The sequence below is a fragment of the Streptomyces sp. NPDC019531 genome (assembly GCF_044903305.1).
Lineage (GTDB): Bacteria > Actinomycetota > Actinomycetes > Streptomycetales > Streptomycetaceae > Streptomyces.
This window is the reverse complement of record NZ_JBJDQL010000034.1, coordinates 1-26,475: the sequence shown is the minus strand read 5'-3', so window position 1 is coordinate 26,475 and position 26,475 is coordinate 1. Positions and strand designations below refer to the sequence as shown.

The 26,475-nt window shown below is 70.9% G+C and carries 23 protein-coding genes, 1 tRNA gene and 1 pseudogene; 6 read left to right on the top strand and 19 right to left on the bottom strand.

Going from position 1 to position 26,475, the window contains the following annotated elements; all coding sequences use genetic code 11:
- Window positions 1-49: 49 nt before the first annotated feature.
- From ACI2L1_RS31710 to ACI2L1_RS31690, 5 genes and pseudogenes are all read right to left on the bottom strand, one after another.
- Window positions 50-1,225: pseudogene (locus tag ACI2L1_RS31710) on the bottom strand (YbhN family protein); the annotation flags it as partial.
- Entirely contained in the window at window positions 1,222-2,229 is a 1,008-nt protein-coding gene (locus ACI2L1_RS31705; RefSeq protein ID WP_404742842.1) for a class I SAM-dependent methyltransferase, read from the bottom strand. The gene ACI2L1_RS31705 and the pseudogene ACI2L1_RS31710, both read right to left, overlap by 4 nt.
- Window positions 2,226-3,410 carry a glycosyltransferase family 4 protein gene (locus ACI2L1_RS31700; protein ID WP_404742841.1) on the bottom strand — a complete coding sequence of 395 codons (1,185 nt, stop codon included), beginning with the start codon at window positions 3,408-3,410 and terminating at the stop codon, window positions 2,226-2,228. The genes ACI2L1_RS31705 and ACI2L1_RS31700 overlap by 4 nt, the downstream gene beginning before the upstream one ends.
- Window positions 3,407-3,805 (bottom strand): 6-pyruvoyl trahydropterin synthase family protein, encoded by a 399-nt coding sequence (locus ACI2L1_RS31695; RefSeq protein WP_404742840.1) that lies wholly within the window; start codon window positions 3,803-3,805, stop codon window positions 3,407-3,409. Before ACI2L1_RS31695 ends, ACI2L1_RS31700 begins: the two co-directional genes overlap by 4 nt.
- A 116-nt stretch (window positions 3,806-3,921) precedes the next feature.
- A complete protein-coding gene (locus ACI2L1_RS31690) occupies window positions 3,922-4,902 on the bottom strand; it encodes a zinc-binding alcohol dehydrogenase (RefSeq protein WP_404742839.1) in 981 nt (326 codons plus the stop codon).
- Window positions 4,903-5,024: 122 nt separating this feature from the next.
- Between ACI2L1_RS31690 and ACI2L1_RS31685 the strand changes: the two genes are divergently transcribed.
- Window positions 5,025-5,816, top strand: a complete 792-nt coding sequence (locus ACI2L1_RS31685; RefSeq protein ID WP_404742912.1) for a CDP-alcohol phosphatidyltransferase family protein — start codon at window positions 5,025-5,027, stop codon at window positions 5,814-5,816.
- Between the two features lie 65 nt (window positions 5,817-5,881).
- Here the strand turns inward: ACI2L1_RS31685 and ACI2L1_RS31680 are convergent, their stop codons facing one another.
- Window positions 5,882-6,331, bottom strand: a complete 450-nt coding sequence (locus ACI2L1_RS31680) for a GNAT family N-acetyltransferase (RefSeq protein ID WP_404742838.1) — start codon at window positions 6,329-6,331, stop codon at window positions 5,882-5,884.
- A gap of 83 nt (window positions 6,332-6,414) precedes the next feature.
- Here ACI2L1_RS31680 and ACI2L1_RS31675 point away from each other — a divergent pair, with 83 nt between their 5' ends.
- Window positions 6,415-7,188 (top strand): tyrosine-type recombinase/integrase, encoded by a 774-nt coding sequence (locus ACI2L1_RS31675; RefSeq protein WP_404742837.1) that lies wholly within the window; start codon window positions 6,415-6,417, stop codon window positions 7,186-7,188.
- A 121-nt stretch (window positions 7,189-7,309) separates the two neighbouring features.
- Here the strand turns inward: ACI2L1_RS31675 and fusA are convergent, their stop codons facing one another.
- The 3 genes from fusA to ACI2L1_RS31660 all read right to left on the bottom strand — a co-directional run bounded on the left by fusA (window position 7,310) and on the right by ACI2L1_RS31660 (window position 10,977).
- Window positions 7,310-9,346, bottom strand: coding sequence for an elongation factor G (fusA, locus tag ACI2L1_RS31670; RefSeq protein WP_404742836.1), 2,037 nt, complete (start codon window positions 9,344-9,346; stop codon window positions 7,310-7,312).
- A gap of 336 nt (window positions 9,347-9,682) precedes the next feature.
- Window positions 9,683-10,792, bottom strand: coding sequence for a serine hydrolase domain-containing protein (locus ACI2L1_RS31665; RefSeq protein ID WP_404742835.1), 1,110 nt, complete (start codon window positions 10,790-10,792; stop codon window positions 9,683-9,685).
- 97 nt (window positions 10,793-10,889) lie between these two features.
- Window positions 10,890-10,977 (bottom strand) — tRNA-Leu (locus tag ACI2L1_RS31660).
- Window positions 10,978-11,145: 168 nt separating this feature from the next.
- Here ACI2L1_RS31660 and ACI2L1_RS31655 point away from each other — a divergent pair.
- The gene (locus ACI2L1_RS31655; RefSeq protein ID WP_404742834.1) at window positions 11,146-11,580 is read left to right on the top strand and encodes a PAS domain S-box protein; all 435 of its coding nucleotides are present in this window, start codon (window positions 11,146-11,148) and stop codon (window positions 11,578-11,580) included.
- Window positions 11,581-11,640: 60 nt separating this feature from the next.
- On the opposite strand, the gene frc is transcribed toward ACI2L1_RS31655, so the two are convergent.
- Entirely contained in the window at window positions 11,641-12,897 is a 1,257-nt protein-coding gene (gene frc / locus ACI2L1_RS31650) for a formyl-CoA transferase (protein WP_404742833.1), read from the bottom strand.
- A gap of 79 nt (window positions 12,898-12,976) precedes the next feature.
- On the bottom strand, window positions 12,977-14,725 hold the full coding sequence (gene oxc, locus ACI2L1_RS31645) for an oxalyl-CoA decarboxylase (protein ID WP_404742832.1): 1,749 nt from the start codon (window positions 14,723-14,725) through the stop codon (window positions 12,977-12,979).
- A 255-nt stretch (window positions 14,726-14,980) separates the two neighbouring features.
- On the opposite strand from oxc, the gene ACI2L1_RS31640 reads away from it, so the two are divergent.
- Window positions 14,981-16,555, top strand: coding sequence for a FadD7 family fatty acid--CoA ligase (locus ACI2L1_RS31640; protein ID WP_404742831.1), 1,575 nt, complete (start codon window positions 14,981-14,983; stop codon window positions 16,553-16,555).
- 88 nt (window positions 16,556-16,643) lie between these two features.
- Here ACI2L1_RS31640 and ACI2L1_RS31635 read toward each other — a convergent pair whose 3' ends face one another.
- The 5 genes from ACI2L1_RS31635 to ACI2L1_RS31615 all read right to left on the bottom strand — a co-directional run bounded on the left by ACI2L1_RS31635 (window position 16,644) and on the right by ACI2L1_RS31615 (window position 22,776).
- A complete protein-coding gene (locus ACI2L1_RS31635; protein ID WP_404742911.1) occupies window positions 16,644-17,576 on the bottom strand; it encodes a LysR family transcriptional regulator in 933 nt (310 codons plus the stop codon).
- Window positions 17,577-17,659: 83 nt separating this feature from the next.
- Window positions 17,660-17,872, bottom strand: coding sequence for a formate dehydrogenase subunit delta (locus tag ACI2L1_RS31630; RefSeq protein ID WP_404742830.1), 213 nt, complete (start codon window positions 17,870-17,872; stop codon window positions 17,660-17,662).
- Window position 17,873: 1 nt separating this feature from the next.
- On the bottom strand, window positions 17,874-20,690 hold the full coding sequence (gene fdhF, locus ACI2L1_RS31625) for a formate dehydrogenase subunit alpha (protein WP_404742829.1): 2,817 nt from the start codon (window positions 20,688-20,690) through the stop codon (window positions 17,874-17,876).
- Window positions 20,687-22,300, bottom strand: coding sequence for a formate dehydrogenase beta subunit (locus ACI2L1_RS31620; RefSeq protein ID WP_404742828.1), 1,614 nt, complete (start codon window positions 22,298-22,300; stop codon window positions 20,687-20,689). The genes fdhF and ACI2L1_RS31620 overlap by 4 nt, the downstream gene beginning before the upstream one ends.
- Window positions 22,297-22,776 carry an NAD(P)H-dependent oxidoreductase subunit E gene (locus tag ACI2L1_RS31615; protein WP_404742827.1) on the bottom strand — a complete coding sequence of 160 codons (480 nt, stop codon included), beginning with the start codon at window positions 22,774-22,776 and terminating at the stop codon, window positions 22,297-22,299. Before ACI2L1_RS31615 ends, ACI2L1_RS31620 begins: the two co-directional genes overlap by 4 nt.
- Window positions 22,777-23,050: 274 nt before the next feature.
- Here ACI2L1_RS31615 and ACI2L1_RS31610 point away from each other — a divergent pair, with 274 nt between their 5' ends.
- The gene (locus tag ACI2L1_RS31610; protein ID WP_404742826.1) at window positions 23,051-23,740 is read left to right on the top strand and encodes a GntR family transcriptional regulator; all 690 of its coding nucleotides are present in this window, start codon (window positions 23,051-23,053) and stop codon (window positions 23,738-23,740) included.
- Between the two features lie 27 nt (window positions 23,741-23,767).
- Here the strand turns inward: ACI2L1_RS31610 and ACI2L1_RS31605 are convergent, their stop codons facing one another.
- Entirely contained in the window at window positions 23,768-24,616 is an 849-nt protein-coding gene (locus ACI2L1_RS31605) for an acyl-CoA dehydrogenase family protein (protein ID WP_404742825.1), read from the bottom strand.
- 165 nt (window positions 24,617-24,781) lie between these two features.
- On the opposite strand from ACI2L1_RS31605, the gene ACI2L1_RS31600 reads away from it, so the two are divergent.
- Window positions 24,782-25,474 carry a GntR family transcriptional regulator gene (locus tag ACI2L1_RS31600; RefSeq protein ID WP_404742824.1) on the top strand — a complete coding sequence of 231 codons (693 nt, stop codon included), beginning with the start codon at window positions 24,782-24,784 and terminating at the stop codon, window positions 25,472-25,474.
- A gap of 39 nt (window positions 25,475-25,513) precedes the next feature.
- On the opposite strand, the gene ACI2L1_RS31595 is transcribed toward ACI2L1_RS31600, so the two are convergent.
- Entirely contained in the window at window positions 25,514-26,035 is a 522-nt protein-coding gene (locus tag ACI2L1_RS31595) for a beta-class carbonic anhydrase (protein WP_404742823.1), read from the bottom strand.
- Window positions 26,036-26,065: 30 nt separating this feature from the next.
- The coding region (locus ACI2L1_RS31590) for a CoA transferase (RefSeq protein ID WP_404742822.1) at window positions 26,066-26,475 on the bottom strand (410 nt) is incomplete at its 5' end.

Below are 26,475 nucleotides of genomic sequence, written 5' to 3'. Positions count from 1 at the left end.
TCGCGACGAAGCTGAGGACGCCGTAGACGATCGCGGTCGCGAGGCCGGCGCTCGCGCCGAGGCCCATCGCGGCGAACGCCCAGGCGGTGACACCCTCCCGGGGGCCGAATCCGCCGATGTTCAGGGGCAGTCCCATGGCGAGCAGCGCGAGCACGGCCAGGGGCAGCAGTATGGCGACGGAGGCGCCGGAGCCCGCGATGCGCGCGGCGAGCACGAACATCCCGAGGTGGCCGGCGAGGACGACGGCCGAAGAGAGCGCGACGCCGGGCCAGTTGCGGCGGGACAGCAGTCCCTCGCGCGCCTCGCCGAGGGTCGCGCGCAGGGCCGTGCCACGGCGGGAGGAGGGGGCGCGGTTCATGCGCAGGGCCACGACGACGGCGAGGGCGCCCAGGACGGCGAGGCCGACCGCGGGGGCAAGGTGACGGGCCTCGGCGAGGACCGGGGACGGCATGGTGAGCAGTACGGCACCGCCGACGAGCGCCAACGCGACCTGTCCGGCGGCGCGTTCGAGGACGACGGCCCGCACACCGCGGCCCATGTCCCCGGCGCTCTGCCCGTGCCGCACCGCGCGGTGCACGTCGCCGAGGACTCCGCCGGGCAGGGCCGCGTTCAGGAACAGGGCGCGGTAGTAGTCGGCCACGGCGGCGCCGAGCGGCAGCCGGATGCGCAGGCCGCGGGCCACCAACTGCCAGCGCCAGGCGCTGAACACGGTGGTCAGGACGCCGATGGCGAGCGCGGCCGCGAGCGCCGGGCCGTCGATCCGGCGCAGCCCGTCGAGGAAGACGCCGGTGCCGAGGCGCCACAGCAGTACGGCGAGGATGGTGACGCCGGCGACGGTGCCGAAGTGGGTGCGCAGGGCGCGGGAGTTGAGGATGCTCCGCAGGGCGGTACGCCACCGGGGGCGCCGGGCGGCCCGGGGCCGGGCCTTCGTCACGATGACGCCGATCCGGTCATGGGAGACGGCGGCGGCGGTGAGGTCCGGGGCGGGCACTCCGGCGGCCGCGAGCAGCTCGGCCCGGGCCACGAGAGCCTCGGTCCGCGCCACGAGGACCTCGTCGCGGGTCTGGAGCACCTCGGCCTGGAGCGTACGGGCCCGGTGGGAGGGTGTGCCCGCCTCGATGGGTGCTGCCGGACGGCGGACCGGGAGGGCGGCCTTGCCGTGGTCGTTGCTCCGCGTCTGGGGGCCCCGCCGCTCGGTCTCGGGGCGCACCGTCTCCACGCTCATGAGGCTCCGCCCGTCGGACGGGACAGCGCCAGCAGGTCGCTGTGGTGCACGACGGCCTTCAACTCGCCCGCGCGGCAGGCCTCCAGGCGGTCCCGGAGGTAGCGCTCGGCGCGCTCCTTCAGTTCGGGACGCTCCTCGACGGCCGCGCCGACCCAGCCGCGCAGCCACTGGGCGGTGAGCGCGGATTCCGCGGGGCCCAGGCGCCAGGCGCTCGGGTGCAGCCGTACCGTCGCGCCCCGCTCGGAGAACGCCTCGCAGGCGACGGTGATCGCGTCCGGGCCGAGCAGACCGCCGCGCCGCTGATGGGCGTTGAACGCCTCGGCGATCTCGTCGTCCAGCGGGTCGGACGAGGTGAGTTCGACCCGTCCGGCCACGGAGAGCGTGAGCAGGGCCGGGCAGCCGGCGCCGGTGCAGGCCGCGGCGAGGGTGTCGATCTCCTCGCGGGTGAGGACGTCGAGGAGCGCGGAGGCCGTCACCAGGGAGGCGCCGGCGAGGGCGTCCGGGGTGAGCAGGCCGACGTCGCCGCGGCGCGTCTCGACGGTGACCCGGCTGCCGTCGGCGGCGGAGCGCGGGGAGGCGACGGCCGCGAAATGCAGGAGGTAGGGGTCGCGGTCGTGCAGGACCCAGTGCTGCGGACCGTCCAGACGGGGCGCGAGCCAGCGGCCCATAGAGCCGGTGCCGCAGCCCAGGTCGTGGATGACGAGACCGGCCTTCCCGGGGAGGTTGGCCAGCCGGATCCGCAGTGGGTCGATCAGGTCGCCCGCCCGCGCCGCCGCGTCGGGTCCTTCCCGCAGCTCCAGCCACTCGGGCGCGTATCGGGGCGCGTCGTCCGGTCCGGCGTCCCGCAGCCGTACGGTGGGACGCTCGCCGGGGCGAATGCTGGGACCGGCACCGGGAATGACCGATTCCGGGTCGGCAGGGACACCGGACGTCATCGACGCCACCTCCCGCGGTCCCGGCTGGGCCGGGATCTTCCCGCTCTGCTTCGTCGCCGTCTTCCTCATACCGCCCTCCTGGGTTCGCTCGGCAGTCGGCCGAGTACTCCGGCCAGGCTGCGGGCCGTGGTCGCCCAGCCGTCCAGGGCGGCCCGCCGGCCCCGGGCAGCCGCCTTCAGTCGGCGTCGTACGTCCGCCTCGCCGAACCAGCCGCGCAGTTCCGCGGCGAGGGCGGCGGGGTCCTCCGGCGGCACGAGGATGCCGGGCACGCCGCCGTCGGGAGCGCGTCCGACCGCCTCCGGCAGTCCGCCGACGTCCGTGGCCAGCACCGGGATGCCCCGCGCGAGGGCCTCGGTGACCGCCATGCCGTAGGTCTCGGCGTAGGAGGTGAGGACCATCAGGTCGGCGGCGGCGTAGCTGGCGTCGAGTTCGGCCCCGGCCTGCGGTCCCGCCAGGTGCAGGCGGTCCTGGAGGCCGTACTTCCTGATGAGCACGCGCAGACCGGCGACGTACTCGGGGTCCTGGGTGATCCCGCCGACGCACACACAGCTCCACGGCAGGTCCTTCGCGCCGGCCAGTGCCTCGATCAGCCGGTGCTGGCCCTTGCGGGGGGTCACCGCGGCCACGCACAGCAGCCGGGAGACACCGTCGGTGCCGGAGGCGAGCGGGGCGATGTCGGCGCCGGGGGTGGCGACATGGACCCGCTCGGGGGCGAGGCCGTGGTGCGAGACGAGTCGGCGTACGGCCCAGTCGCTGGTGGCGATGACGGCGGGCACGGCCCGCAGCACCTCGCGCTCCTTGGCGTCCAGTTCGACGGCGAGACGCGGTTCGAGTCCGGTCTCGTCGCCGAGCGGCAGGTGGACGAGGACGGCGAGCCGCAGTCGCTCCGCCTCGGGGACGACGATCTCGGGGACCCCACAGGCGACCAGGCCGTCGATGAGGACGACGGTGTCATCGGGCAGGTCCCGCAGGGTACGGGCCAGTTCGGTACGGGCCGGCGCTCCCGGGCGCGGCCAGCTGCCGGCCACCGCGTGCCGCTCGACCTGCCAGCCGAAGCCGGGCAGATCCAGGCAGACCCGCCGGTCGTAGGCGTTGCCGCCGCTCGGCGCGGTCGGGTCGTCCACGCCGCCGGGCATCACGAAGTGCACGGAGCGCAGGGACATCGGGATGATCTCGGCCTTCTTGAGGACGGCGTGCTGCACGGGCACGTAGTCGAGCGTGGCCGCCCGCCCGGTGGTCAGGTCGGTCACAGGGCACGCTCGTAACTCGCCCAGGCGACATGCGACTCGTGCAGGGTGACCGTCAGGCCCGCGAGCCCCTTGGCACCCTCGCCGAGGGCCCCCTTCTCGATACGCTCGGCGAGCCGGTCCGCGATGACCTTCGCCAGGAACTCCGTGGAGGTGTTGACTCCGGCGAAGTCGGGTTCGTTGTCGAGGTTGCGGTAGTTCAGCTCGCTGACTACGGCACCGAGTTCCTGAGTGGCCAGTCCGATGTCGACGACGATGTTGTCGTCGTCCAGCTGTTCGCGCAGGAACGTGGCGTCCACCAGGAACGTCGCTCCGTGCAGACGCTGCGCGGGTCCGAAGACCTCGCCGCGGAAGCTGTGGGCGATCATGATGTGATCGCGGACGGTGATGCTGAACAACGGACGACCCTCCAGGTGCGGCGCGTCTGGTCCCCCGGCTGATCCCTGCCGGGGGATGCCGTGTAGTACGGCTCTTCACGTCCCCCTGTTCAGCCGTCTCTCACTCTTTTCTCAGGTCAGGCGCTCTTGCCGTACCTCACGAGATGACAGAGGGCCGGAATTTCCCCACTGGCCAGCTTCGGCATCACCTCCGGCAGTTCGTCGAACGCGCTTTCCCCCGTGACGAGGGCGTCGAGCGCCGGATCGGCGAGCAGCTTCAGCGCGAGGGCGAGCCGGTCACCGTAACTGCGATTCGCGCGCGCGGGCGACACTGTGCCGACCTGGCTGCTGCGGATGACCAGGCGCCGGGAGTGGAAGGCCTCGCCGAGCGGGAGGCTCACCTTCCGGTCGCCGTACCAGCTCAGTTCGAGGACCGAGCCCTCGGCGGTGAGCAGTTCCAGCGAGCGGGCGAGGCCCTGTTCGGTGGCGCTGGCGTGGACGACGAGGTCACAGTCGCCGAGGGCGTCCGCAGGGGACGCGAAGCCGACGCCGAGGGCCTCGGCGGTCCTGGCGCGGGCGGGGTCGGCGTCCACCAACTGGACCCGTACGCCGGGGAAGCGGGCCAGCAGCGCGGCCACCGAACAGCCGACCATGCCGCCGCCGACCACCGCGATCCGGTCGCCGACCAGTGGGGCCGCGTCCCAGAGGGCGTTCACGGCGGTCTCGACGGTACCGGCGAGGACGGCCCGTGCGGCGGGCACGTCGTCCGGTACGACCGTCACGGCGCTCGCCGGGACCACGTACCGCGTCTGATGCGGGTACAGGCAGAAGACCGTACGGCCCACCAGAGCGGCGGGCCCCTCCTCCACCACTCCGACGCTGAGGTATCCGTACTTCACGGGCCCCGGAAAGTCGCCCTCCTGGAACGGCGCCCGCATGGCCGCGTGTTGGCTCTCGGGCACCCCGCCACGGAACACGAGTGTCTCCGTTCCCCTGCTGACCCCGGAGTACAGCGCGCGGACCAGCACCTCGTCCTCGCGGGGGGCCGCAAGGGTGAACTCCCGTATCTCGCCCTCACCCGGAGAGCGGAGCCAGAACGCACGTGCGGCGGCCTTCATCGAGAACCTCCTGAACGATCGGGAACTCGGGCACGTACCTCGTTCACGTAACCGAGGTGTGCACAGGCCGCGCACAGTACGCGGCCTTGATCGACTCTGTCATCTGGCCGGAGGAATCTGCGGTGGCCCTGAACAACACTTACGACGCAAGGCTGGTCCAGCAGGAGACCGCGGTGGGAGCGGGTCTGCAGATCCTGTTGCTGGCCCTGCTCGGTACGGCGATCGGCATGGGGCCGGCGGGCTGGCTGACGGGTCTCGCCTTCGCCGTCGCCACCTGGGCCGTGCTCTCCAGGGCACTGCACCGCACCCGCCCGCGCTCCTTCGGACCGGCCAACCGGGTGACCCTCGGCCGGGCCACCCTGGTGGGCGGAGTGACCGCGCTGGTCGCGGACTCCTTCCAGGACTCCCCGCCGGTGACGCTGTTCGTCGGTCTGACCGCGGTGGCCCTGATCCTCGACGGCGTCGACGGCAAGGTGGCCCGCGCGACGGGCACCTCGACCCCGCTGGGCGCGCGGTTCGACATGGAGGTCGACGCGTTCCTGATCCTGGTGCTCAGCGTGTACGTGTCGATGTCCCAGGGCCCTTGGGTCCTGCTGATCGGTGCCATGCGCTACGGCTTCGTCGCGGCGGCCCGGGTGTGGTCGTGGCTGAACGCCCCGCTGCCGCCGAGCATGGCCCGCAAGACGGTGGCCGCGCTCCAGGGGATCCTGCTGCTGGTGGCAGCGTCCGGGTACCTGCCGCACACGGCGACCTTCGGGGTCGCCGCCCTGGCCCTCGCCACGCTGGTCTGGTCGTTCGGCCGGGACATCCTGTGGCTGTGGCGCACGCACCGGGCCGACGAGGCCGTGGTGGGCGAGCTGCTGCAGCTGGAGTTCGTGGCGGCGGAGCGGGAGCCGGAGGCAATGGCCTCCTGAACGTCTTGCCGATCGAAGGGTCGCCCGGGTCAAGAGGGGCAGTTGGGCCAAGTGGGTCGGCTGGGTCAGCTGCTGAGCGGCACCCGGTACACCCTCGACTCCCGTTGCCTGAACCCCTGCCGTTCGTACAGCCGGTTGGCCGCCGCCCGGTCCGGGCGTGAGGTGAGGTCGACGGTACGGGCCCCGGCCTCCCGGGCCAGCCGGATGGCCTCCCGGATCAGCAGCCCCGCGATCCCCTGACCGCGTGCCTCATGGTCGACGATCACGTCCTCGACACGGGCCCGCAGTCCCGCGGGCGCGGGGAACATGACCAGGGTGAGGGTGCCGACGACGGCCCCGGCCGACGTCCTCGCGATCAGCATGGTGTTGGCGTCACAGGCCAGGATGCGGTCGAGCGCCGCGAGGTCGAGGGGCACGGCCGTCGAGGACAACTGCGGCAGCATCCGAGCGAAGGCGTCGACGAGTTCCTGATCCGCCTCCCGGGCGATCTCCACCCGGGTCTCCTGGGTCTCCATGCCCGGACCCTATCGCCGCGGCGCGTGCTGCCTCCGACAGGTCCTCACCGCCGCGACGCCTGCTGAGCTCACCGCATGGGACCATGGGTGAGGAGGTACGGGTGGAGAACTGGAACCCCGGCGAGCTGCTCCGGGAATGGCTGGCGACGAGTTCGTACCCAGGACGCGTCCGCGAGAACTACCAACGTTCCGTGGAACGCTGGTTGGCCCACTGCACCGAAGAGGATCTCTCCTGGGACAAGGTCGCCGCCCAGCACATCGCCTTGTGGGCACACCGACCCGGTGCCCCGCACAGCGCGACGGCACGCCGGATCTCGGCGACCCGCTCCTTCTACGCCTACACCGGGCGTCACGACGCCGTCCCGTACAACCCGGCGGCGCGCCGCTCCCGCCCGGCCGACCGTGCCCACCTCACGCCGTCCGCACTGGACCCGTGGCAGACGGCGGTCCTGCTCGCCGCCCTCGACGAACGCGGACGGCCCGCCTCGCCCCAGCATCGCCTGGACCGCCTCTGCGGCTATCTGCAGCTCGGCCTGGGCCTGCGGTCCGCCGAGATCGTGCGTCTCAGCCTCGACGACCTCACCACCACCCGCGACCTCGGCCACGGCGTCGACACGCTGCGTCTGTACGACGCCGGCGGCCGGGCCCGACTGGTCCGGTTCCCGCCGCTGATCCGCGACGCCGTGGGCGCGTATCTTCCGCTACGGCGCCGTCCCCGCGATCTCACGGGTGGCGGGCCGCTGCTGACCAGTCGCGCGGGGATCCGGATCCCGCAGCGGTATCCGGGGGATCTGCTGCACGAGGTGGCCGCGGAATGCGGGCTGCTGCGTCGCCGGGCACAGCCCTTCGACGCCTGAGCGCGACAGGTGCCGAACCGCTCAGAGCCGCTGCGGATGCTGCCCGAGTGACGGAGGGGCCGTAGGGCGGGAGTGCGGTCCGCCCTACGACCCCGGGGTCACGGGACCTCCGTCCCGTGGGTCACCGTGCCGGTGTCACCGCCGGAGCCGGTGCGCAGCCCGTCGGCCGGGCCGTGAAGGTGCCTCGGCCCTGGGTCCGGCTGCGCAACCTCGTGGCGTAGCCGAAGAGTTCGGCCAGTGGCACGGTCGCCGTCACGACCGCCGCGCCACCGCGCGTGACCGAGCCGGAGACCCGGCCGCGGCGCGCGGCGAGGTCGCCGAGCACCGCGCCGACGGCGTCCTCGGGCACGGTGACCGTGACCTCGACGACCGGTTCCAGGAGGACCATCGCGCAGGCGCGCAGAGCCTCCCGGAGGCCGAACCTGCCCGCCGTACGGAAGGCCGTGTCCGAGGAGTCCTTCACATGGGTCGCCCCGTCGGTGAGGGTGACGCGCAGCCCGGTCACCGGGTGCCCGCCGAGCGGCCCCTCGGCCAGGGCATCCCGGCAGCCGGCCTCGACCGCGCGGACGTACTCCTGCGGAACGCGCCCGCCGACGACGGTCGAGCGGAACTCGAACCCCTCGGCCAGCGGCTCCACATCGAGCACGACATGCGCGAACTGCCCTGCCCCGCCATCCTGTTTGACGTGCCGGAAGACCAGGCCGGACACCCCGCGCCCGACCGTCTCGCGGTAACTCACCCTCGGACGGCCGACGTTGAGCGCCAGGCCGTGCTCGCGCCGCACCTTCTCCACCACGACCTCCAGATGCAGTTCGCCCATGCCGGACAACAGCGTCTGGCCGGTCTCGGCGTCGGTGCGGACGACGAGCGAGGGGTCCTCCTCGGCGAGCCGGGCGAGCGCCGAGGCCAACCGGTCGGTGTCGAGCGACCGTTGGGCTTCGACGGCCACGGACACGACCGGCTCGGCCACGCTCGGCGGTTCGAGCACCAGCGGGGCGTCCGGCGCGCACAGCGTCGAGCCCGCGCGGGCCGACTTCAGCCCGACGACGGCGACGATGTCACCGGCGACCGCGCGCTCCAGCCGGGCGTGCCGGTCGGCCTGTACGCGCAGGATCCGCCCGATGCGCTCGGTGCGCCGCGCGCCCGCGTCCCACACGGTGGCTCCCTTCTCGATCGTTCCCGAGTACACACGGAGGTAAGTCAGCCGCCCGGTCGCGGTGGCGTTCACCTTGAACGCCAGTGCCGCGAAGGGCGCCGACGGGTCACAGGCCCTCTCCTCGCCCTGCTCCCCGCGCACGGCGGGCACGTCCAACGGCGACGGCAGGTACGCCACGACGGCGTCCAGCAGCGGTTCGATGCCGCGGTTGCGATAGGCCGAGCCGCACAGGACGACCACGCCGTCGCCGCTGTGGGTGAGGTCGCGCAGGGCGGCGGCGAGGGTGCCTGCGGAGAGCATCTCCCGGTCGCAGAACTCCTCCAGGGCGGCCGGGTGCCGTTCGGCGACCGCTTCCTCCAGGAGCCGACGCCGCCGTAGGGCCTCCTCCCGCAGACCGTCCGGCACGGGCCCCTCCTCGACGGCGGTGTCGTCCGACCAGGTCAGCGCCCGCATCCCCAGCAGGTCGACGACTCCGGTGAAGCCGTCCTCGCTGCCGATGGGCAACTGCACGACCAGCGGGGCCGGATGCAGCCGCCGCCGGATCGACTCGACGGCCGTGTCCAGGTCGGCGCCCGAGCGGTCCAGCTTGTTGACGAACGCGATCCTGGGGACGCCGTGCCGGTCGGCCTGCCGCCACACCGACTCGCTCTGCGGCTCCACGCCGGCGACCGCGTCGAACACCGCGACGGCCCCGTCGAGCACCCTGAGCGAGCGCTCCACCTCGTCGGCGAAGTCGACATGGCCCGGGGTGTCGATCAGGTTGATCCGGTGCCCGTCCCATGCGCAGCTCACGGCCGCCGCGAAGATGGTGATCCCGCGGTCCCGCTCCTGCGGGTCGAAGTCGGTGACGGTGGTCCCGTCGTGAACTTCTCCACGCTTGTGCGTGGTTCCGGTGGCGAACAGGATCCGCTCGGTGACGGTGGTCTTGCCGGCGTCGACGTGGGCGAGGATGCCGAGGTTGCGGACGACGGCGAGCGGGTCGGGGTTGTGGGTGGTACGCACGGCCCATGGCCTTTCGGATGGTGTGATCACAGGGCGGCGCGATGGCCCGTACGACGGCATGTCGCAACGTCAGGACAGCTTGCTGTGGCGTGAGTTGCGAGGTCAGACAGTCGTCACGGGCGTCCGGTGCCGGCCGCGCAGCGGGCACCGGAGGGTCGAGGACACGAGGATCACGTCGTACGACGTCCGGGAAACGGCGACAGCGCTGCGCACACACACGGCCGTACTCCCCTCACGCGTCGTTCCTCTTCATGAACTGCGTGGTGAGTGTAGGGAAACGGGCAGGGGCGGGGCACGGTATTTTTCCGCGCCCCGCCCTGCCCGTGGTGGGCTCCGCTAGCGCAGGCCCTGGAGGCCGTCGTAGGCGGACATGACGAGGTCCAACCCCCGGGTGTCCTCGGCGGGTTCGCGCATCTGGTCGGTCGCGTACGCCACCACCATGCGGGCGTCGGGGTCGATCATGACGAGGGAGCCTCCCCACCCGCCCCAGCCGAAGGTGGTGCCGAAGAGTCCGTAGCCCAGGCCGTACCGCTGCGCCATGCCGATCACGCGGTCCTCGCCGCTGAACTGCTCCTCCGTGGCCCGCTCGGCGCCCGCAGCGGACAGCAGCCGTACGCCCCTGACCGTCCCTCCGCAGGCGAGCGCGGACTGGACGAGCGCGACCGAACGGGCGTTGCCGAAGCCGCTCGCGGCGGGAATCTGCCCGCGCCGCCATGCCACGCTGTTGGCGTCCCTGACTCGGAACGCGGTCCCGGAGGAGGGGGTCGCGTCGGGGCCGGGGGCGGCGGCGCCCGCGGTGTAGTCCTCGTCCCGGCCGGGCGGCGGGACGGTGGGGGCGACGCGGTGGTCGTGTTCGGCCAAGAGCCCGATGTGGAAGTCGGCACCGAGCGGCCCGGTCACTTCCCGGGCGAGGAACTCCCCGACGGTGCGGCCGGTGATCCGGCGCAGGACCTCGCCGACGAGGAATCCCTGGGTGAGCGAGTGGTAGCCGGCCGCGGTGCCCGGCTCCCACAGGGGCTGCTGGGCGGCCAGTCGGGCGGTGACGGCCTGCCAGTCGTAGATCTCCTCGACCGGACCCTCCCAGTGCGGCAGTCCCGCGGTGTGCGAGAGCAGATGCCGTACCAGCACCTTCTCCTTGCCCGCGGCGGCGAACTCCGGCCAGTACCGGGCGACCGGGGCGTCCAGGTCGAGCTCGCCGCGGTCGGCCAGGATCAGCGCGCACAGCGCCGTCATCGTCTTGGTGGTGGAGAAGACGTTGGTGATCGTGTCCCGTTCCCACGGTGTGGTCCGGCCGACGTCGGCGAAGCCGCCCCAGACGTCCACCACCGGTTCGCCGTCCACGAAGACGGCGACGGAACCACCCACGTCTCCCTCGTCCAGCAGCGCCGCCAACTTGTTGGGAACCGCGGAGAACAGATCGTCGTACGTGCCCTGGATGTCGGCCATGCCGGGTATTGAGCACCTTCCGCGCCGGTCCGGTCAACCGAATTAGCGCGCCCGTCACGCCGTAACGCGAAAGACCCCACTTGAAGTGGGGTCTTGCTGGTGTCCGAGGGGGGACTTGAACCCCCACGCCCGATAAAGGGCACTAGCACCTCAAGCTAGCGCGTCTGCCATTCCGCCACCCGGACCAGGTGTCTGCCGCCTGACCGGGGTGTTCCCCGCGGCGACATGGACAACAATACCAAGCTTTCGGACCGCCCTTCACCTGCATATCCGTCCCGCGCTGTCCCGTACGGAGGACATGAAGACTGTATTCTGTATACTGTTGTCACCAATGACTCCGGCTCGGAGGCGACATGGAAGATCTGGATTCCGCGGTGGTGCTGGGCATGGCGGCGCAGGCACCCGACGGCATGGTGATCATCGACGGCGAGGGGCTGATCCGTTACTGGAACCGGGGTGCGGAGCGCATCTTCGGGTTCCCGGCTGCCGACGTGGCGGGGCGCAGTCTGGACGTCATCATCCCCGAGAAGCATCGCAAGCGGCACCAGGAGGGCTTCGAGGCGGCCATGGAGCGGGGGTACAGCAAGTACGGGGACGCGGATCTGCTGGCCGTCCCCGCGCTGGCGGCGGACGGCCGCAAGCTGTCCATCGAGTTCAGCGTGGTGCTGCTGCCGGGCCCTGACGGCAGCACCTATGTCGGAGCGGTCATCCGGGATGTCACCGCGCGCCGCGAGCGGGAGCGGGAGCTGATGCGGCGGCGGGCCGAGGCTGCCGAGGCTTCGGTCTGATCACCGCTTCATGTTGAAGGGGCCGTGACCTCGAAGGTCACGGCCCCTTCAGCGTTTCGCTCAGACGATGACGCCGCTCTCCTTGAGCCGACCGATGGTCTCCTCGTCGTAGCCGAGCTCGACCAGAACCTCGGAGCTGTGCTCGCCGAGGAGCGGGGCGCCGACGACCTCCGGCTTGAAGGAGGAGAACTTCACCGGGCTGCCGACGGTCAGGTACGTGCCGCGGCCCTTCTGCTCCACCTCGACGACCGTGCCGCTCCTGCGCAGGTCCTCGTCGTAGGCGATCTCCTTCATGCTCATCACGGGGGCGCAGGGCACCTCCCACTCACGCAGGATGTTCACCGCCTCGTACTTGGTCTTGTCCGCGAGCCACTTCTCGATCTCCTCGAAGATCTCGAAGATGCGCGGCTGGCGGGCGCGCGCGGTGGCGTAGTCCGGGTCCTCGGCCCATTCGGGGCGGCCGATCGCCTCGGCGGTGCGCTTCCAGTTCTGTTCCTGGACGGTGAAGTAGATGTACGCGTTCGGGTCGGTCTCCCAGCCCTTGCACTTGAGCACCCAGCCGGGCTGGCCGCCGCCGCCCGCGTTGCCGCCGCGCGGCACCACGTCGGTGAACTCGCCGTTCGGGTACTGCGGGTACTCCTCCAGGTAGCCGACCCGCTCCAGGCGCTGCTGGTCGCGCAGCTTGACCCGGCAGAGGTTGAGGACAGCATCTTGCATGGACACGGAGACCTTCTGGCCCCGGTTGGTCTTCCCCCGGTCGATGATCGCGGTGAGGATGCCGATCGCCAGGTGCATCCCGGTGTTGGTGTCGCCGAGGGCGGCGCCGGAGATGGTGGGCGGGCCGTCCCAGAAGCCGGTGGTGGAGGCGGCGCCGCCCGCGCACTGGGCGACGTTCTCGTAGACCTTGAGGTCGTTCCAGGACGACTGGTCGTTGAAGCCCTTGACCGAGCCGAAGATCAGGCGCGGGTTGAGCTCCTGGATGCGCTCCCAGGAGAAGCCCATGCGGTCCAGGGCGCCCGGGGCGAAGTTCTCCACCAGGACGTCGGCGTCCCTGATGAGCTTCTCCAGGACCTCCTTGCCCTCGTCGGTCTTGGTGTTGATGGCGAGGGAGCGCTTGTTGCTGTTGAGCATCGTGAAGTACAGCGCGTCGAGGTCCTCGATGTCCCGCAGCTGCTTGCGGGTGACGTCGCCGCCGTTGGGGCGCTCCACCTTGAGGACGTCGGCGCCGAACCAGGCGAGCATCTGTGTGCAGGCGGGACCGGCCTGGACCCCGGTGAAGTCGATCACCTTGATTCCGGCGAGCGGCTTTTCACTCATGTGTGCTTCCTTTTCGTGAACGTGCGCGTACGCGGCGGGAGTTCGGGACGTGAGGGGAGGAAACGCGTGGTGCGGGCGGTCACTTCTTCGGCGGCGTGATGTTGCCGCCGGTGATGCCCTTGGGGTTGAGGTGCGCGATGTGGCCGCTCTCGGTGCCGGCCGAGGGGTCGATGACACAGTCGATGAGCGCCGGGCCGCCGGAGGCGAGGGCCTCGGTGAGGGCGGCGGTGACCTCGGCGGGGGTGGTGGCCCGGTAGCCCTTGCCGCCGAACGCCTCGATGAGCAGGTCGTGGCGAGCCGCCGACATGAGGGTCGTGGGCGAGGGGGCGTCGTCGTACGGGTTGGTGTCGTCGCCGCGGTAGACACCGCCGTTGTTCATGATCACGGTGACGACGGGCAGCTTGTAGCGGCAGATCGTCTCGATCTCGATACCGCTGAACCCGAACGCGCTGTCCCCCTCGATGGCCACGACCGGGGCGCCGCTCTCCACCGCGGCGGCGATGGCGTACCCCATGCCGATGCCCATGACGCCCCAGGTGCCGCTGTCGAGGCGGTGGCGCGGTACGTGCATGTCGATGACGTTGCGTGCGATGTCCAGGGCGTTGGCGCCCTCGTTGACGATGTACGTCTCCGGATGCGCATGCACGACGTCGCGTACGGCCTTCAGGGCGCCCATGAACTGCATGGGGTGCGGATCGGCCTCAAGACGCTTGGCCATCTTGGCCACGTTCTGCGCCGAGCGCGCCCCGAGTTCCTCGCGCCAGGCCGAAGGGGCCGCGATCTGACCGGGCTTGGTGCGCTCGGCGAGCGCGTCGAGCACGGACTCGATGTCACCGACGAGCGGCGCGGCGATGGGCTGGTTGCTGTCCATCTCCTTGGGGTCGATGTCGATCTGGACGAACTTGGCGTCCGGGTTCCACCCCGACTGGCCGTGGCCGAGCAGCCAGTTGAGGCGGGCGCCGATCAGCATCACGACGTCGGCCTTCTTCAGCGCCAGGGAACGGGCGGTGGCCGCCGACTGCGGGTGGTCGTCGGGCAGCAGGCCCTTCGCCATCGACATCGGTACGTAGGGGATGCCGGTCGACTCGATGAACTCCCTTACCTTGGCGTCCGCTTGGGCGTACGCCGCTCCCTTGCCCAGTACCACCAGCGGGCGTTCGGCGGAGGCGAGCAGCTCGATCGCGCGGTCCACGGCTTCCGGGGCCGGCAGTTGGCGTGGTGCGGGGTCGACGAGACGGCTGAGCGTCCTTTCGCCCTCCTCCTTGGGCATGATGGCGCCGAGCACCGCGGCGGGGATGTCCAGGTAGACACCGCCGGGTCGCCCGGAGATCGCGGTGCGCAGGGCGCGGGCGATACCGCGGCCGATGTCCTCCACCCGGCTCACCCGGTACGCGGCCTTCACGAAGGGCTGCGCGGCGGCGAGTTGGTCCATCTCCTCGTAGTCGCCCTGCTTGAGGTCAACCAGGTGGCGCTCGCTGGAGCCGGAGATCTGGACCATGGGGAAGCAGTTGGTGGTCGCGTTCGCCAGCGCGACCAGGCCGTTGAGGAAGCCCGGTGCCGAGACCGTGAGGGCCACGCCGGGCTTCTTGGTGAGGTAGCCGGCGATGGCCGCCGCGTGTCCGGCGTTGCTCTCGTGGCGGAAGCCGACGTAGCGGATGCCCTGCGCCTGGGCGAGGCGGGCCAGGTCGGTGATCGGAATGCCGACCACCCCGTAGATGGTGTCGACGTCGTTCAGCTTCAGAGCATCGACCACCAGGTGGTACCCGTCGGTGAGCTCGGTCGGAACGTCGGCTGCTGCCGCGGTCTCCATAGTCGAGGGGGCGGTCATGGTCCGAGGTCCTCCTTGGGCAGGTCCTGCCGGAGCGGCTACTTCTCTCACCATCCGCAGCGCGCTCGTCCGCGTCCAAGACCCATCGGCGACCAGCCGATAAACAGCGTCTATCGAGGGCTGGTCAGGGGCCCGTCAACTCCCTTGATAGACAGCTGCTATCGGCCGTTCGCCAGCGGATATTGGACGTGCCCCTGGTGTCACCGCACGCTCGCAGAGGATGTTCCATCGGACCTGGCGCGAGGGGGTGGGGTCATGGCCGTTCCGGCCGCGGCATCCGTGCGTGACGCGAACCGGTACCGGCCTCTGGAGGTCACGGGCCTGGTCGACCTCCTCGACCGGCAGGTGCGTGAACGCCCGTACGCCCGGGCCCTCGTGGTGACCGGTGAGCGCGTGCCGCTGTCGTACCGGGTCCTCGCAGGCCTTGCCGACGACGTGGCCGCGAGGCTCGCCGACGCGGGGCTGCGCCCCGGTGATGCCGTGGGGCTGATCGGCACCAACACCGCGGAGTTCGTCGTCGGACTGCTCGGCGCGGCGCGGGCCCGGCTGGTCGCGGCTCCCCTGGATCCCTCGCTGCCGGAACCCCAACTCATCGCACGACTTGAGGCGTTGGGCGCGCGGGCGGTGCTCCTCGATCCGTCGGCGTCCGATGCCGCGCCGCCCGTCGCCGCATGGCCCCTTCGCGTGGACGTCTCCCGTGCGGGAACCGCGGCGGTCGCTCTCGAACCCGGCACGTGCGCCGCCCCCCACGTCCGGCATCCGGCAAATGAGTTGTCGAGCCGTGACGCCCTTGTCCTGTTCACCGCCGGTACCACCGCCCGGGCGAAGATGGTCCCGCTGACCCACGCCAACGTGGCCGCCTCTCTCCAGAACATCTGCGCCACCTACGAGTTGGGGCCCGGGGACGCGACGGTCGCGGTGATGCCGTTCTTCCACGGCCACGGGCTGTTCGCGGCGCTGCTGGCGTCCCTGGCGAGCGGGGGCTGTGTGCTGCTGCCCGAGCGGGGCCGGTTCTCGGCGGGCACGTTCTGGGACGACATGCGGGCCGTGACCGCCACCTGGTTCACCGCGGTGCCGGCCATCCACGAGATCCTGCTGGAGCGGTCGGAGCGGGAGTACCCGGGCGGACAGGCTCTGAAGTTCATGCGCAGTTGCAGCGCACCCCTCAACACGGCGACGCAGCGGGCTTTGGAGCGCACGTTCGGGGCGCCGCTGCTGTCCGCGTACGGGATGACCGAGTCCTCGCACCAGGCGACCAGCGAACCGCTGCCGCAGCGGGGCGAGCTCAGGCAGGGCTCGGTGGGCCGGCCGACCGGGGTCGAGGTCCGGGTGGTCGACCGCAGCGGGCGTTCCTGTCCGGTGGGTGTGGAGGGCGAGGTGTGGGTGCAGGGGCCGACCGTGGCCCGCGGTTATCTGGACGACGGCGAGGAGTCGGCGCACACCTTCGTCGACGGATGGCTGCACACCGGCGATCTGGGGGTGCTGGACGCGGAGGGGTATCTGTCCCTGACCGGGCGGATCAAGAACCTCATCAACCGCGGCGGTGAGAAGATCTCACCCGAGCATGTCGAGGACATCCTCGCCGGGTGCCCGGGGGTGGCCGAGGCGGCGGTCTTCCCGATGCCCGACCCGGTCTACGGGCAGCGGGTCGGCGCGGCCGTGGTGGTGCGTGAGGGTGACGGCGTCGGGCGCGAGGAGATCCTGCGGTACTGCCGTGACCGGCTGGCCGCGTTCGAGGTGCCGGACCGGCTCGAACTGGTCCCGGGGCTGCCGTACACGGCCAAGGGCGGGTTGGACCGGAAGGCCGTCGTGGCTCGGTATGGAGCGTGAGCGAGGGTTTCGGCCAGGTCGAGCGCGAGGATGATGAGTGACGGGACTTGAACCCGCGACATCCTCGACCACAACCAGGGGGGGCGGCTCAGCGCACCCGGTGTTCCGGTGGCAGCGGCCGGGCGAAGAAGTCGTCCAGGGACAGGCAGGTCGCCGCGTTGACGAACGCCCGGGCGGCGACCGAGCCGGGGGTCGCCGCGTGGATCGCCACCGAGACCTGGGCGCCGGCCTCCGGGTCGACCAACGGCAGCGCTCTCGTCCGGCCGACCACCGGCATGGCGCGCAGCCAGGTGTGCGGCACGATGCTCGCCCAGCCACCGCCGCCCACGTGCGCGTAGAGGGAGGCGATCGAGTCCGTCTCGACCTGCGGGGTCACCACGAACCCCTTCTCGGCGAACACCGTGTCCACGATCTGCCGGATCCGCATGTCGGGTGTCAGCAGGGCGAGCGGCAACTGGGCGGCGTCCGCCCAGGTCACGGTGGCGGACTGGGCCACCAGCTGCTCGTCCGAGACCAGCAGCATGTACCGCTCCTGGTAGAGGGGGACGACCTGGAGACCTTCCTGGTCGTCCGGGTCGAAGTGGGCGATGGCCACGTCCAGTTCGTAGTCACGCAACTGGCGGTGGAGTTCTTTCGTCGACAGCCGGGAGCGGACCTGGACCTTGGCCAGCGGGTGCGCCGCGCAGAAGGCGGCCACGGGGAGGGCGAGGGTGGTGGACGCGGTGGGGTCGGTGCCGAGCCGCAGGGTCCCGGTGATGCCGGACTGCACGGCGGCCACCTCCGCCTTGAAGGCGTCCTGTTCGGCGAGGATCCGCTTGGCCCATACGACGAGCCGCTCACCCTCCGGGGTGAGGCCCTGGTAGTTGTGCCCGCGGTTGATGAGCGTGACGTTCAGCTCCCGCTCCAGCTTGGCGATCGCCGCCGAGAGGGCGGGCTGGGAGACGTAACAGGATTCCGCCGCCCGGGCGAAGTGCCGTTCTCTCGCCACCGCCACGAAGTATTCGAGCTGCCGGAACAGCATGAGCGGCTCCTCCCTGCCCATGGGATCACTGGCTCCATACTGTATGCAGTTCGGAGTGATGTACAGGGAGGGGACCGCACGGGTCAGTGCAGGAGCTTCACCGCGGCTACCACCAGCGGGTCCAGGCCGTCCGCTCCGGTGTCGACGAACTCGTGGAGCCGGGTGCGCATGCGCGGGTCCCAGAACCTGCCGATGTGTCCCGCGATGGCTTCGGCGGCCTTCTCCCCCGGCAGGTGTCCGAGGTTCCTGGCGATGTCGTTGGCCATCCTGCACTCGGACGGAACGGTCGCTGTCATCTCAGTCCACCACCGTCACGAGGTCGTTCCCGGCGGTCTCGGTGTCGCTCGACCGGTCCGGGCGGGCGAGTGCCACCTGTACGGCGGTCACCTTGTACTCGGGGCAGTTGGTCGCCCAGTCGGAGTTCTCGGTGGTCACCACGTTGGCGCCGGTGACGGGGTGGTGGAACGTGGTGTACACGACCCCGGTCGGCATGCGGTCGGAGATCTCCGCGCGCAGGGTGGTCTGCCCGACACGGCTGGCGAGGGTGACCATGTCGCCGTCGCTGATGCCGCGGTCCTCGGCGTCGTGCGGGTGCAGTTCGAGGATGTCCTCGGGGTGCCAGGCGACATTGCCGGTACGGCGGGTCTGCGCGCCGACGTTGTACTGGCTGAGGATGCGCCCGGTGGTGAGGACCAGCGGGAAGCGCCGGGTGCTGCGTTCGCTGGTCGGCACGTAGGAGGTGACCACGAACTTGCCCTTGCCGCGCACGAATTCGTCCACGTGCATGATGGGCGTGCCCTCGGGCGCCTGTTCGTTGCACGGCCACTGGACGCTGCCGAGCTTGTCGATGAGCTCGAAGGAGACACCCGTGAACGTCGGGGTGACCGAGGCGATCTCGTCCATGATCTGGCCGGGATGGTCGTAGGACATCGGGTAGCCCATGGCGGTGGCGATCTCGCTGACGATCTGCCACTCGTGCTTTCCCGTCTTGGGTTTCATCACAGAGCGCACCCGGTTGATGCGGCGTTCGGCGTTGGTGAAGGTGCCGTCCTTCTCCAGGAAGGAGGCTCCGGGCAGGAAGACGTGGGCGAACTTGGCCGTCTCGTTGAGGAACAGGTCCTGTACGACGACGAGTTCCATGGCTTCGAGGGCGGCGGTCACGTGCCCCAGGTTGGGGTCGGACTGGGCGATGTCCTCGCCGTGCACGAACAGGCCGCGGAAGGTGCCGTCGATGGCCGCGTCGAACATGTTGGGGATGCGAAGTCCCGGTTCGGCGAGGAGAGTTCCGCCCCAGAGGTTCTCGAAGACGGTGCGTACCGCGTCGTCGGAGACGTGCCGGTAGCCGGGGAGTTCGTGCGGGAAGGAGCCCATGTCGCAGGACCCCTGGACGTTGTTCTGGCCGCGCAGCGGGTTCACGCCGACGCCGTCCCGGCCGATGTTGCCGCACGCCATCGCGAGGTTGGCCATTCCCATGACCATGGTCGAGCCCTGGCTGTGCTCGGTGACGCCGAGGCCGTAGTAGATGGCGCCGTTGGGTGCGGTCGCGTACAGCCTTGCTGCGGCCCGGAGTTCGGCCGCAGGTACACCGGTGATCTCCTCGACGGCCTCCGGGCTGTTCTCCGGGCGGGCGATGAACTCGGCCCACTCGTCGAAGCCTTCGCACCGGACGTTCACGAAGTCCCTGTCCGTGAGGCCCTCGGTGACCACGACATGCGCCATCGCGTTGACGACTGCGACGTTCGTGCTCGGCCGCAGCTGGAGGTGGTACTGGGCCTCGATGTGCGGGGAGCGTACGAGGTCGATGCGACGCGGGTCGACCACGATCAACTTGGCGCCCTCGCGCAGCCGTCGCTTCATCCGGGAGGCGAACACCGGGTGCCCGTCGGTGGGGTTGGCGCCGATCACCATGATGACGTCGGCCTCGGCGACCGAGCGGAAGTCCTGGGTGCCGGCCGACTCGCCGAAGGTCTGCTTGAGGCCGTATCCCGTCGGGGAGTGGCAGACCCGCGCGCAGGTGTCGACGTTGTTGTTGCCGAAGGCGGCGCGGACCATCTTCTGTACGACGTAGACCTCTTCGTTGGTGCAGCGCGAGGAGGTGATGGCGCCGACGGACCTGGTGCCGTGACGGTCCTGGAGTTCGCGCATCCGCCGGGCGACCGTGCCGATCGCCTCGTCCCACTCGACCTCGCGCCAGGGGTCGGTGATCCGCTCACGGACCATCGGTTTGAGCATCCGGTCGGGGTGGGTGGCGTAGCCGAACGCGAAGCGGCCCTTGACGCAGGAGTGGCCCTCGTTGGCCCCGCCGTCCTTGTACGGCACCATGCGCACGAGTTCGTCGCCGCGCAGTTCGGCCTTGAAGGAGCAGCCGACACCGCAGTACGCGCACGTGGTCACAACCGACCTGGTGGGCACGCCGAGTTCGACGACCGAGCGTTCCTGGAGCGTGGACGTCGGGCAGGCCTGGACGCAGGCACCGCAGGAGACGCACTCGGAGTCCATGAACGTCTCCCCGGCGCCCGGCGAGACCTTGGAGTCGAAGCCTCGCCCCTCGATGGTGAGCGCGAACGTGCCCTGCACTTCGCCGCAGGCCCGTACGCAGCGGGAGCAGGCGATGCACTTGGCGGGGTCGAAGTCGAAGTAGGGGTTGGAGGTGTCCTTCTCTGCGTCGAGATGGTTGGCGCCCTCGTAGCCGTAGCGGACCTGCCTGAGGCCCACCACGCCTGCCATGTCCTGGAGTTCGCAGTCGCCGTTGGCCGGGCAGGTGAGGCAGTCCAGGGGGTGGTCGGAGATGTAGAGCTCCATGACGCCCTGGCGGAGTTTCTCCACCTTGGGTGTCTGAGTGCTGACCTTCATGCCGTCGGCGCAGGGGGTGGTACAGGACGCCGGGGTGCCGCGCCGGCCGTCGATCTCCACGACGCAGAGCCGGCAGGAGCCGAACGCCTCCAGGCTGTCTGTGGCGCACAACTTGGGTATGTCGACGCCCGCCTGTGCCGCGGCGCGCATCACCGAGGTGCCCTCGGGGACGGTCACCGGCAGACCGTCCACCTCGACGGACACCGTCGCCGGGCCGGGCCGTTCCGGGGTTCCGAAGTCTGGTTCCTTGAGCAGGCTCATGCCGAGCCCTCCGTCCTCACGCCGTTCGCCTGTACGGGTTGGATGTCCAGGAGTCGACGGCCGCCGAGGAAGTCGTCGGGGAAGTGGGTGAGGGCGCTGCGCACGGGCAGCGGGGTCAGTCCGCCCATCGCACACAGTGAGCCCTCGGTCATCAGGTCGCAGAGGTCTTCGAGCAGGGCGAGGTTCTCGTCCCGGTGCGTACCGGCGACGATCTTGTCGATCACCTCGACACCGCGCACCGCGCCGACCCGGCAGGGTGTGCACTTGCCGCAGGACTCCTCCGCGCAGAACTCCATCGCGAAGCGGGCCTGCGCGGCCATGTCGACGGTGTCGTCGAAGAGGACGATCCCGCCGTGGCCGACCATCGCCCCGGCCGCCGCGAACGCCTCGTAGTCCATGGGCAGATCGAACATCGACTCCGGCAGATACGCCCCCAGCGGGCCGCCGACCTGCGCGGTGCGCACGGGGCGTCCGGAGTGGGTCCCGCCGCCGTACTCCTCGATGAGCTCGCGCAGGGTGATGCCGAAGGCCGTCTCGACGATGCCGCCGTGGGCGATGTTGCCGCCGAGCTGGAACACCTGGGTGCCGCGGGAGCGTTCGACGCCGAGTTCCTGGTACGCCTTCGCGCCCTCGGCCATGACCACGGGCACGGTGGCGAGGGTGAGGACGTTGTTCACCACGGTCGGCTTGCCGAACAGGCCCTCGATCGCCGGGATCGGCGGTTTCGCGCGGACCATGCCGCGTTTGCCCTCCAGGCTCTCCAGCATCGAGGTCTCCTCGCCGCAGATGTACGCGCCGGCGCCGACGCGGACATGCAGGTCGAAGTCGAGGGCGGAGCCGAGGACGTTCCTGCCGAGCCAGCCGTGCTCGCGCGCGATGGCGACCGCCCGGCGCATCGTGGCGATGGCGTCGGGATACTCGGAGCGGATGTAGAAGTAGCCCTCGCTCGCGCCGACCGCGTGCGCGGCGATCGTCATGCCCTCGATGAGCATGAACGGATCGCCCTCCATGACCATCCGGTCGGCGAAGGTGCCGCTGTCGCCCTCGTCGGCGTTGCAGCAGACGAACTTCAGCTCGTCGGCGCAGTCGAGCACGGTCTTCCACTTGATGCCCGCCGGGAATCCGGCGCCGCCGCGGCCGCGCAGTCCGGACGCGGTGACCTCGGCGACCACGTCCGCGGGGGCGAGCGCCAGCGCGGCGCGCAGTCCGGCGAGGCCGCCGTGGGCTTCGTAGTCCTCGGCCGACAGGGGGTCGGTCACACCGACCCGGGCGAAGGTGACACGGTTCTGGCGGGCCAGCCACGGCAGTTCGTCCACGATGCCGAGGCGCAGCGGGTGGTCGGCCCCGTCGACCAGGCCGGCGGCGAGGAGTCCGTCCACGTCCTCGGGGGCCACCGGGCCGTAGCCGACCCGGCCCTGCGGGGTCACGACCTCGACGAGGGGCTCCAGCCACAGCAGGCCGCGCGAACCATTGCGTACGACGTCGAGGGCGAAGTCCCCGCGGGCGGCGGCGTGTTGCAGCGCCTGCGCGACCTCGTCGGCGCCGACGGACCGGGCCGCGGAGTCGCGGGGGACGTAGACCGTTGCCGCCGAGGGCGATGGAGTGTTCATGAGGAGACCGTCCCGTTGAGGATCGAGCCCAGCCGGGCGGGGCCAACTCGTCCGTACAGCCGTCCGTTCGCCTCCACGGACGGGCCGAGCGCGCAGTTGCCGAGGCAGAAGACCTGCTCGACGGTGACCGAGCCGTCCGGTGCCGTCTCCCCCAGGGGCAGTCCGGACTCGCGCGCGTAGCGCACCAGTCGGTCGGCGCCCAGGGCCTGGCAGGCCTCGGCGCGGCAGATGCGCACGGTGGTGCGGCCCGCGGGTTCGCGCCGGAAGTCGTGGTAGAAGGTCACCACTCCGTGGACGTCCGCCCGGGAGAGGTTGAACTCCTCGGCGAGCACCGGGACGGCCTCCTGCGGCACATGGCCCAACTCGGCCTGGACGGCGTGCAGTACGGGCAGCAGCGCACCTCGCTCGCCCCGGTGACGGGCCACCACTCTCCGGACCACGCTCTGGACCGTCACATCACTCCCGCTGGTCGTCATGATCGCTTCGCCTTCCGTCACACGGGTCCCCGGCGAGGGTTGCAGGAGACGCAGACAATACTCCATACAGACTTCTGTATACACAACCCTGCCGTACGACACGGCTGTGATCGCCAACGCCACGGCCGTGATCGTCAACCGGCGAGGACCCCGCGTCGGCGGCCGCCATGTTGCATACCAAAACCTGTATGCTGACGCGGCCGTCGGCAACGCTCCGGACGGCCCCCACTCGGCAACGGCGCCGCCGCGAGCCCGGCGGCAGAACGGGACAATCATGCGCGAGGCACTCACGGCCGCAGCGTCCCGGCGCGTCACCCGCCCGGCACCCCTGCGTCAGGCCGTGTACGACGCCCTGACCGAGCTGATCATCAACGGTTCCCTCCAGCCCGGCCAGCACCTGGTCGAGGCCGAGCTCGCCGAACATCTCGGCGTCAGCCGCCAGCCGGTGCGCGAGGCCCTGCAGCGGCTCCAGACGGCCGGCTGGGTCGACCTGCGGCCCGCACAGGGCGCCTTCGTGCACTCCCCCACGGAGGAGGAGGCCGCCCAACTCCTCGGTGTCCGCTCGGTCCTGGAGACCTACTCGGCCCAGCTCGCCGCCCGGAACGCCAAGCCCGAGGACATCACCCGTCTCGACGAACTCCAGCTGGAAGGCGTGGCCGCGCTCGCCGACGGTGACGTCGAACGCCTGGTCGCGGCCAACACCGCGCTGCACGACCACATCACCGCCGTCGCCGACAACGCCGTCCTGGCCGAACTGATCGCCCAGGTCGGCCAGAAGGTCCGCTGGTACTACACCCCGATCGCCAAACCCCGTGGCAGGGAAGCCTGGAACGAGCACACCCAGCTCATCAAGGCCATCGCCAAGGGCGACGCGGACCAGGCGGGCGAGGTCATGCGCAGGCACACCGAGCGCACGACCGACTTCTACCGCAGACAGATCGCCGCCAAGGCGAACCAGGACTGACCCGACGGGCCGCTCCCCGGGCACGGCTCAGGTCGCGGCGAGGGAGCCGGCGGGGCGATGGGCGCTCCCGAAGGAGACGCCGACGGCCGGTGGGCGCGGCGGCTCGGCGGCGACCCGCAGTTCGAGCAGCCAGGGCAGGACCGTGCGCAGCACGATGTCGAGTCCGCCGCCGTCCGTGCCGAGCATCGCCTCGGCGGGCACGAGGACCGGGTCGGCGAACACCGTGGACTTCGCGCTGCCGCGGGGTCCCGCGGGTCCGGTCCGGGCCGGGACGAACAGGTCCGGAGCGTGTGCCGGGACCGCCCAGAGGGTCAGTCCGTCGGGGGCGGCAAGGGGCCGGGAGGACCACAGGTAGGTGTCGGCCTCCCCCGCCGCGACCACCTGCCGCTTGCGGGCCCGAAGGGCGACCACGTCACCGGAACGGGTGGCGACGGAGCTTGGCGCGAGGAGCTGCGTCTCCGCTTCCGGTCCGTGGGGCGCCGCGTCCGGCTCCGGTTCCGGTTCCGCTTGGGACTCCGGCCCGGAGTCCTGCTCGGACTCCGCGAGCGCGAGGCTGGCGAGGTGGCGTCCGGCGGCGATCTCGCCCCGCACCCAGGGATTGCCGTACGCCTCGATGACGGCGACCGCAGTGTAGTGGGACTGGAGTACGGCCGCCGTCGCCGGGCAGACCCGCGCGGTCCGCACCACTACGTCGAGGGCTTCCGTCAACCCCAGTCCTCCGCCGCCGCATTCGGTGGAGACGGTGAGCCCCAGGAGTCCCGCGCGGCCGAGGGCCGTCACGGCGCCGCGGGGAAACCGGCCCTGGACGCGGGTCGTCTCGGCGGCGGGTCCGACGACGCTGGTCAGGACGTCGGAAAGAGCGGTGCGGTACGACACGGGGCGACCCCCTAGGGAGTGGCTGGTGGTCCACTGTCGGACAATGATTGCATACAGTATTCTGCATGTGCAGGTGCCCGCGCCAGGGGTCAAGCCGAGCAATTTCCGAGACAGGGCGATTGGCGGACGGCTCGACCCACCAGTCGAACGAGGGAGACAGGGCCCATGCCCGACACACCCGCCGTGACAATCCATGGCCCCATCAGCAGGCCCACCCCGCTCCGCCAGGCCGTTTACGAGGCCCTCACCGAACTGATCATCAACGGCTCACTCAAACCCGGCCGGCACCTCGTCGAGGCCGAGCTCGCCGAGAGCCTCGGGGTCAGCCGCCAGCCGATCCGCGAGGCGCTGCAACGGCTGCAGACCGCGGGCTGGGTCGATCTGCGGCCCTCCCAGGGGGCCTTCGTCCACTCCCCCACCCCGGACGAGTGCGCCCAACTCCTCAGTGTCCGGGCCCTCCTGGAAACCCACTCCGCGCACGGCGCCGCCCGGCACGCCACTCCCCGGGACGTCGCCCGACTGTGGGAGCTCCAGCAGAGCGGCCTGACGGCCCTGGCCGCCGGCGACGCCCGGGCCATCGTGGAGGCGAACGCCGCCCTCCACGGCCACATCACGCTCCTGTCCCGCAACGCGGTCCTCGCCGAACTCATCCCCCAGGTGGACCGGCGCGTGCGCTGGTACTACATGCCCATCGCCAAACCCCGCGGCAAGGACGCCTGGAACGAGCACGCGAGGATCATCGAGGCCATCGGTGAGGGCGCCCCGGCCCGTGCCGAGGAACTCATGCGCCGGCACACCCGGAACACCACCGACTTCTACTGCAAGCAGATCGCGGCGGTGGTCGGCCGGGAGAATTGACCCCGGCCGACCACCTACCGGTCAACGGGCGGAGCGGGATCAGGAGTTCGGGGCGATCTCCCGCAGCAGCCCCGTCGTCACGTCGAAGACGAAGCCCCGCACATCGTCGGTGTGCGGGAGGAACGGCGAGGTGCGTACCCGCTGGATGGACTGCCGTACGTCCTGGTCGGCGTCCCGGAACGCCTCGACCGCCCAGGCGGGGCGCTGGCCGACCTCCAGTTCCAGTTCGTGCCGGAAGTCCTCGGTCAGGGTCTGCAGACCGCAGCCGGTGTGATGGATGAGGACGACACTGCGGGTGCCGAGCGCACGCTGGCTGATCGTCAGGGAGCGGATCGTGTCGTCGGTGACGACGCCGCCGGCGTTGCGGATGGTGTGGCAGTCGCCGAGGTGCAGACCCAGTGCGGCGTGCAGGTCGATACGGGCGTCCATGCAAGCCACGACGGCGACGCCCAGGACGGGGCGGGCGCCCATGCCGGGATCGGTGAATCCAGCGGCGTAGACGCGGTTGGCTTCCACTAGTCGGTCGGTGACTGTCGCGGTTCGGGGTGCTGAAGGCGACATGGTGGGGCTACCTCTCTCCGGTCGGGTCGGTCAGATGACGCCCTGCTCCTTGAGCAGCGGCAACTCGTCGTGGGACAGGCCGAGTTCGCCGATGTAGATCTCTTGGTTGTGTTGGCCGAGGAGGGGTGGGGTGGTGATGGTGGTGGGGGAGTCGGAGAGTTTGAGGGGGTTGCCGACGGTGGTGAAGGTGCCGCGCTGGGGGTGTTCGACCTCGACGATCATGTCGTTGGCGGCCAGGGAGGCGTCCTCGATGATCTCTTTCGGGGACAGGATCGGCCCGCAGGGGATGCTGTGGGTGTTGAGGTGTTGAAGGACCTGCCATTTGGGCAGGGTGGTGGTCCATTCCTCGATCAGCTGGAACATCTTCGCCAGCTTCGGCAGCCGCGCCTGGGGGGTGGCCCATTCCGGATCGGTGGCCAGTTCGGGGCGGCCGATCAGGG

Coding starts and splice junctions, on each gene's coding strand:
- ACI2L1_RS31640 (WP_404742831.1), top strand. CDS start 14,981: ATGGCCGTTCCGGCCGCGGCATCCGTGCGTGACGCGAACCGGTACCGG.
- ACI2L1_RS31600 (WP_404742824.1), top strand. CDS start 24,782: ATGCCCGACACACCCGCCGTGACAATCCATGGCCCCATCAGCAGGCCC.
- ACI2L1_RS31610 (WP_404742826.1), top strand. CDS start 23,051: ATGCGCGAGGCACTCACGGCCGCAGCGTCCCGGCGCGTCACCCGCCCG.
- ACI2L1_RS31595 (WP_404742823.1), bottom strand. CDS start 26,035: ATGTCGCCTTCAGCACCCCGAACCGCGACAGTCACCGACCGACTAGTG.
- ACI2L1_RS31675 (WP_404742837.1), top strand. CDS start 6,415: ATGGGTGAGGAGGTACGGGTGGAGAACTGGAACCCCGGCGAGCTGCTC.
- ACI2L1_RS31655 (WP_404742834.1), top strand. CDS start 11,146: ATGGAAGATCTGGATTCCGCGGTGGTGCTGGGCATGGCGGCGCAGGCA.
- ACI2L1_RS31690 (WP_404742839.1), bottom strand. CDS start 4,902: ATGAAGGCCGCCGCACGTGCGTTCTGGCTCCGCTCTCCGGGTGAGGGC.
- ACI2L1_RS31635 (WP_404742911.1), bottom strand. CDS start 17,576: ATGCTGTTCCGGCAGCTCGAATACTTCGTGGCGGTGGCGAGAGAACGG.
- frc (WP_404742833.1), bottom strand. CDS start 12,897: ATGAGTGAAAAGCCGCTCGCCGGAATCAAGGTGATCGACTTCACCGGG.
- fdhF (WP_404742829.1), bottom strand. CDS start 20,690: ATGAGCCTGCTCAAGGAACCAGACTTCGGAACCCCGGAACGGCCCGGC.
- ACI2L1_RS31665 (WP_404742835.1), bottom strand. CDS start 10,792: ATGGCCGACATCCAGGGCACGTACGACGATCTGTTCTCCGCGGTTCCC.
- ACI2L1_RS31615 (WP_404742827.1), bottom strand. CDS start 22,776: ATGACGACCAGCGGGAGTGATGTGACGGTCCAGAGCGTGGTCCGGAGA.
- oxc (WP_404742832.1), bottom strand. CDS start 14,725: ATGACCGCCCCCTCGACTATGGAGACCGCGGCAGCAGCCGACGTTCCG.
- ACI2L1_RS31680 (WP_404742838.1), bottom strand. CDS start 6,331: ATGGAGACCCAGGAGACCCGGGTGGAGATCGCCCGGGAGGCGGATCAG.
- ACI2L1_RS31630 (WP_404742830.1), bottom strand. CDS start 17,872: ATGACAGCGACCGTTCCGTCCGAGTGCAGGATGGCCAACGACATCGCC.
- ACI2L1_RS31705 (WP_404742842.1), bottom strand. CDS start 2,229: ATGAGGAAGACGGCGACGAAGCAGAGCGGGAAGATCCCGGCCCAGCCG.
- ACI2L1_RS31620 (WP_404742828.1), bottom strand. CDS start 22,300: ATGAACACTCCATCGCCCTCGGCGGCAACGGTCTACGTCCCCCGCGAC.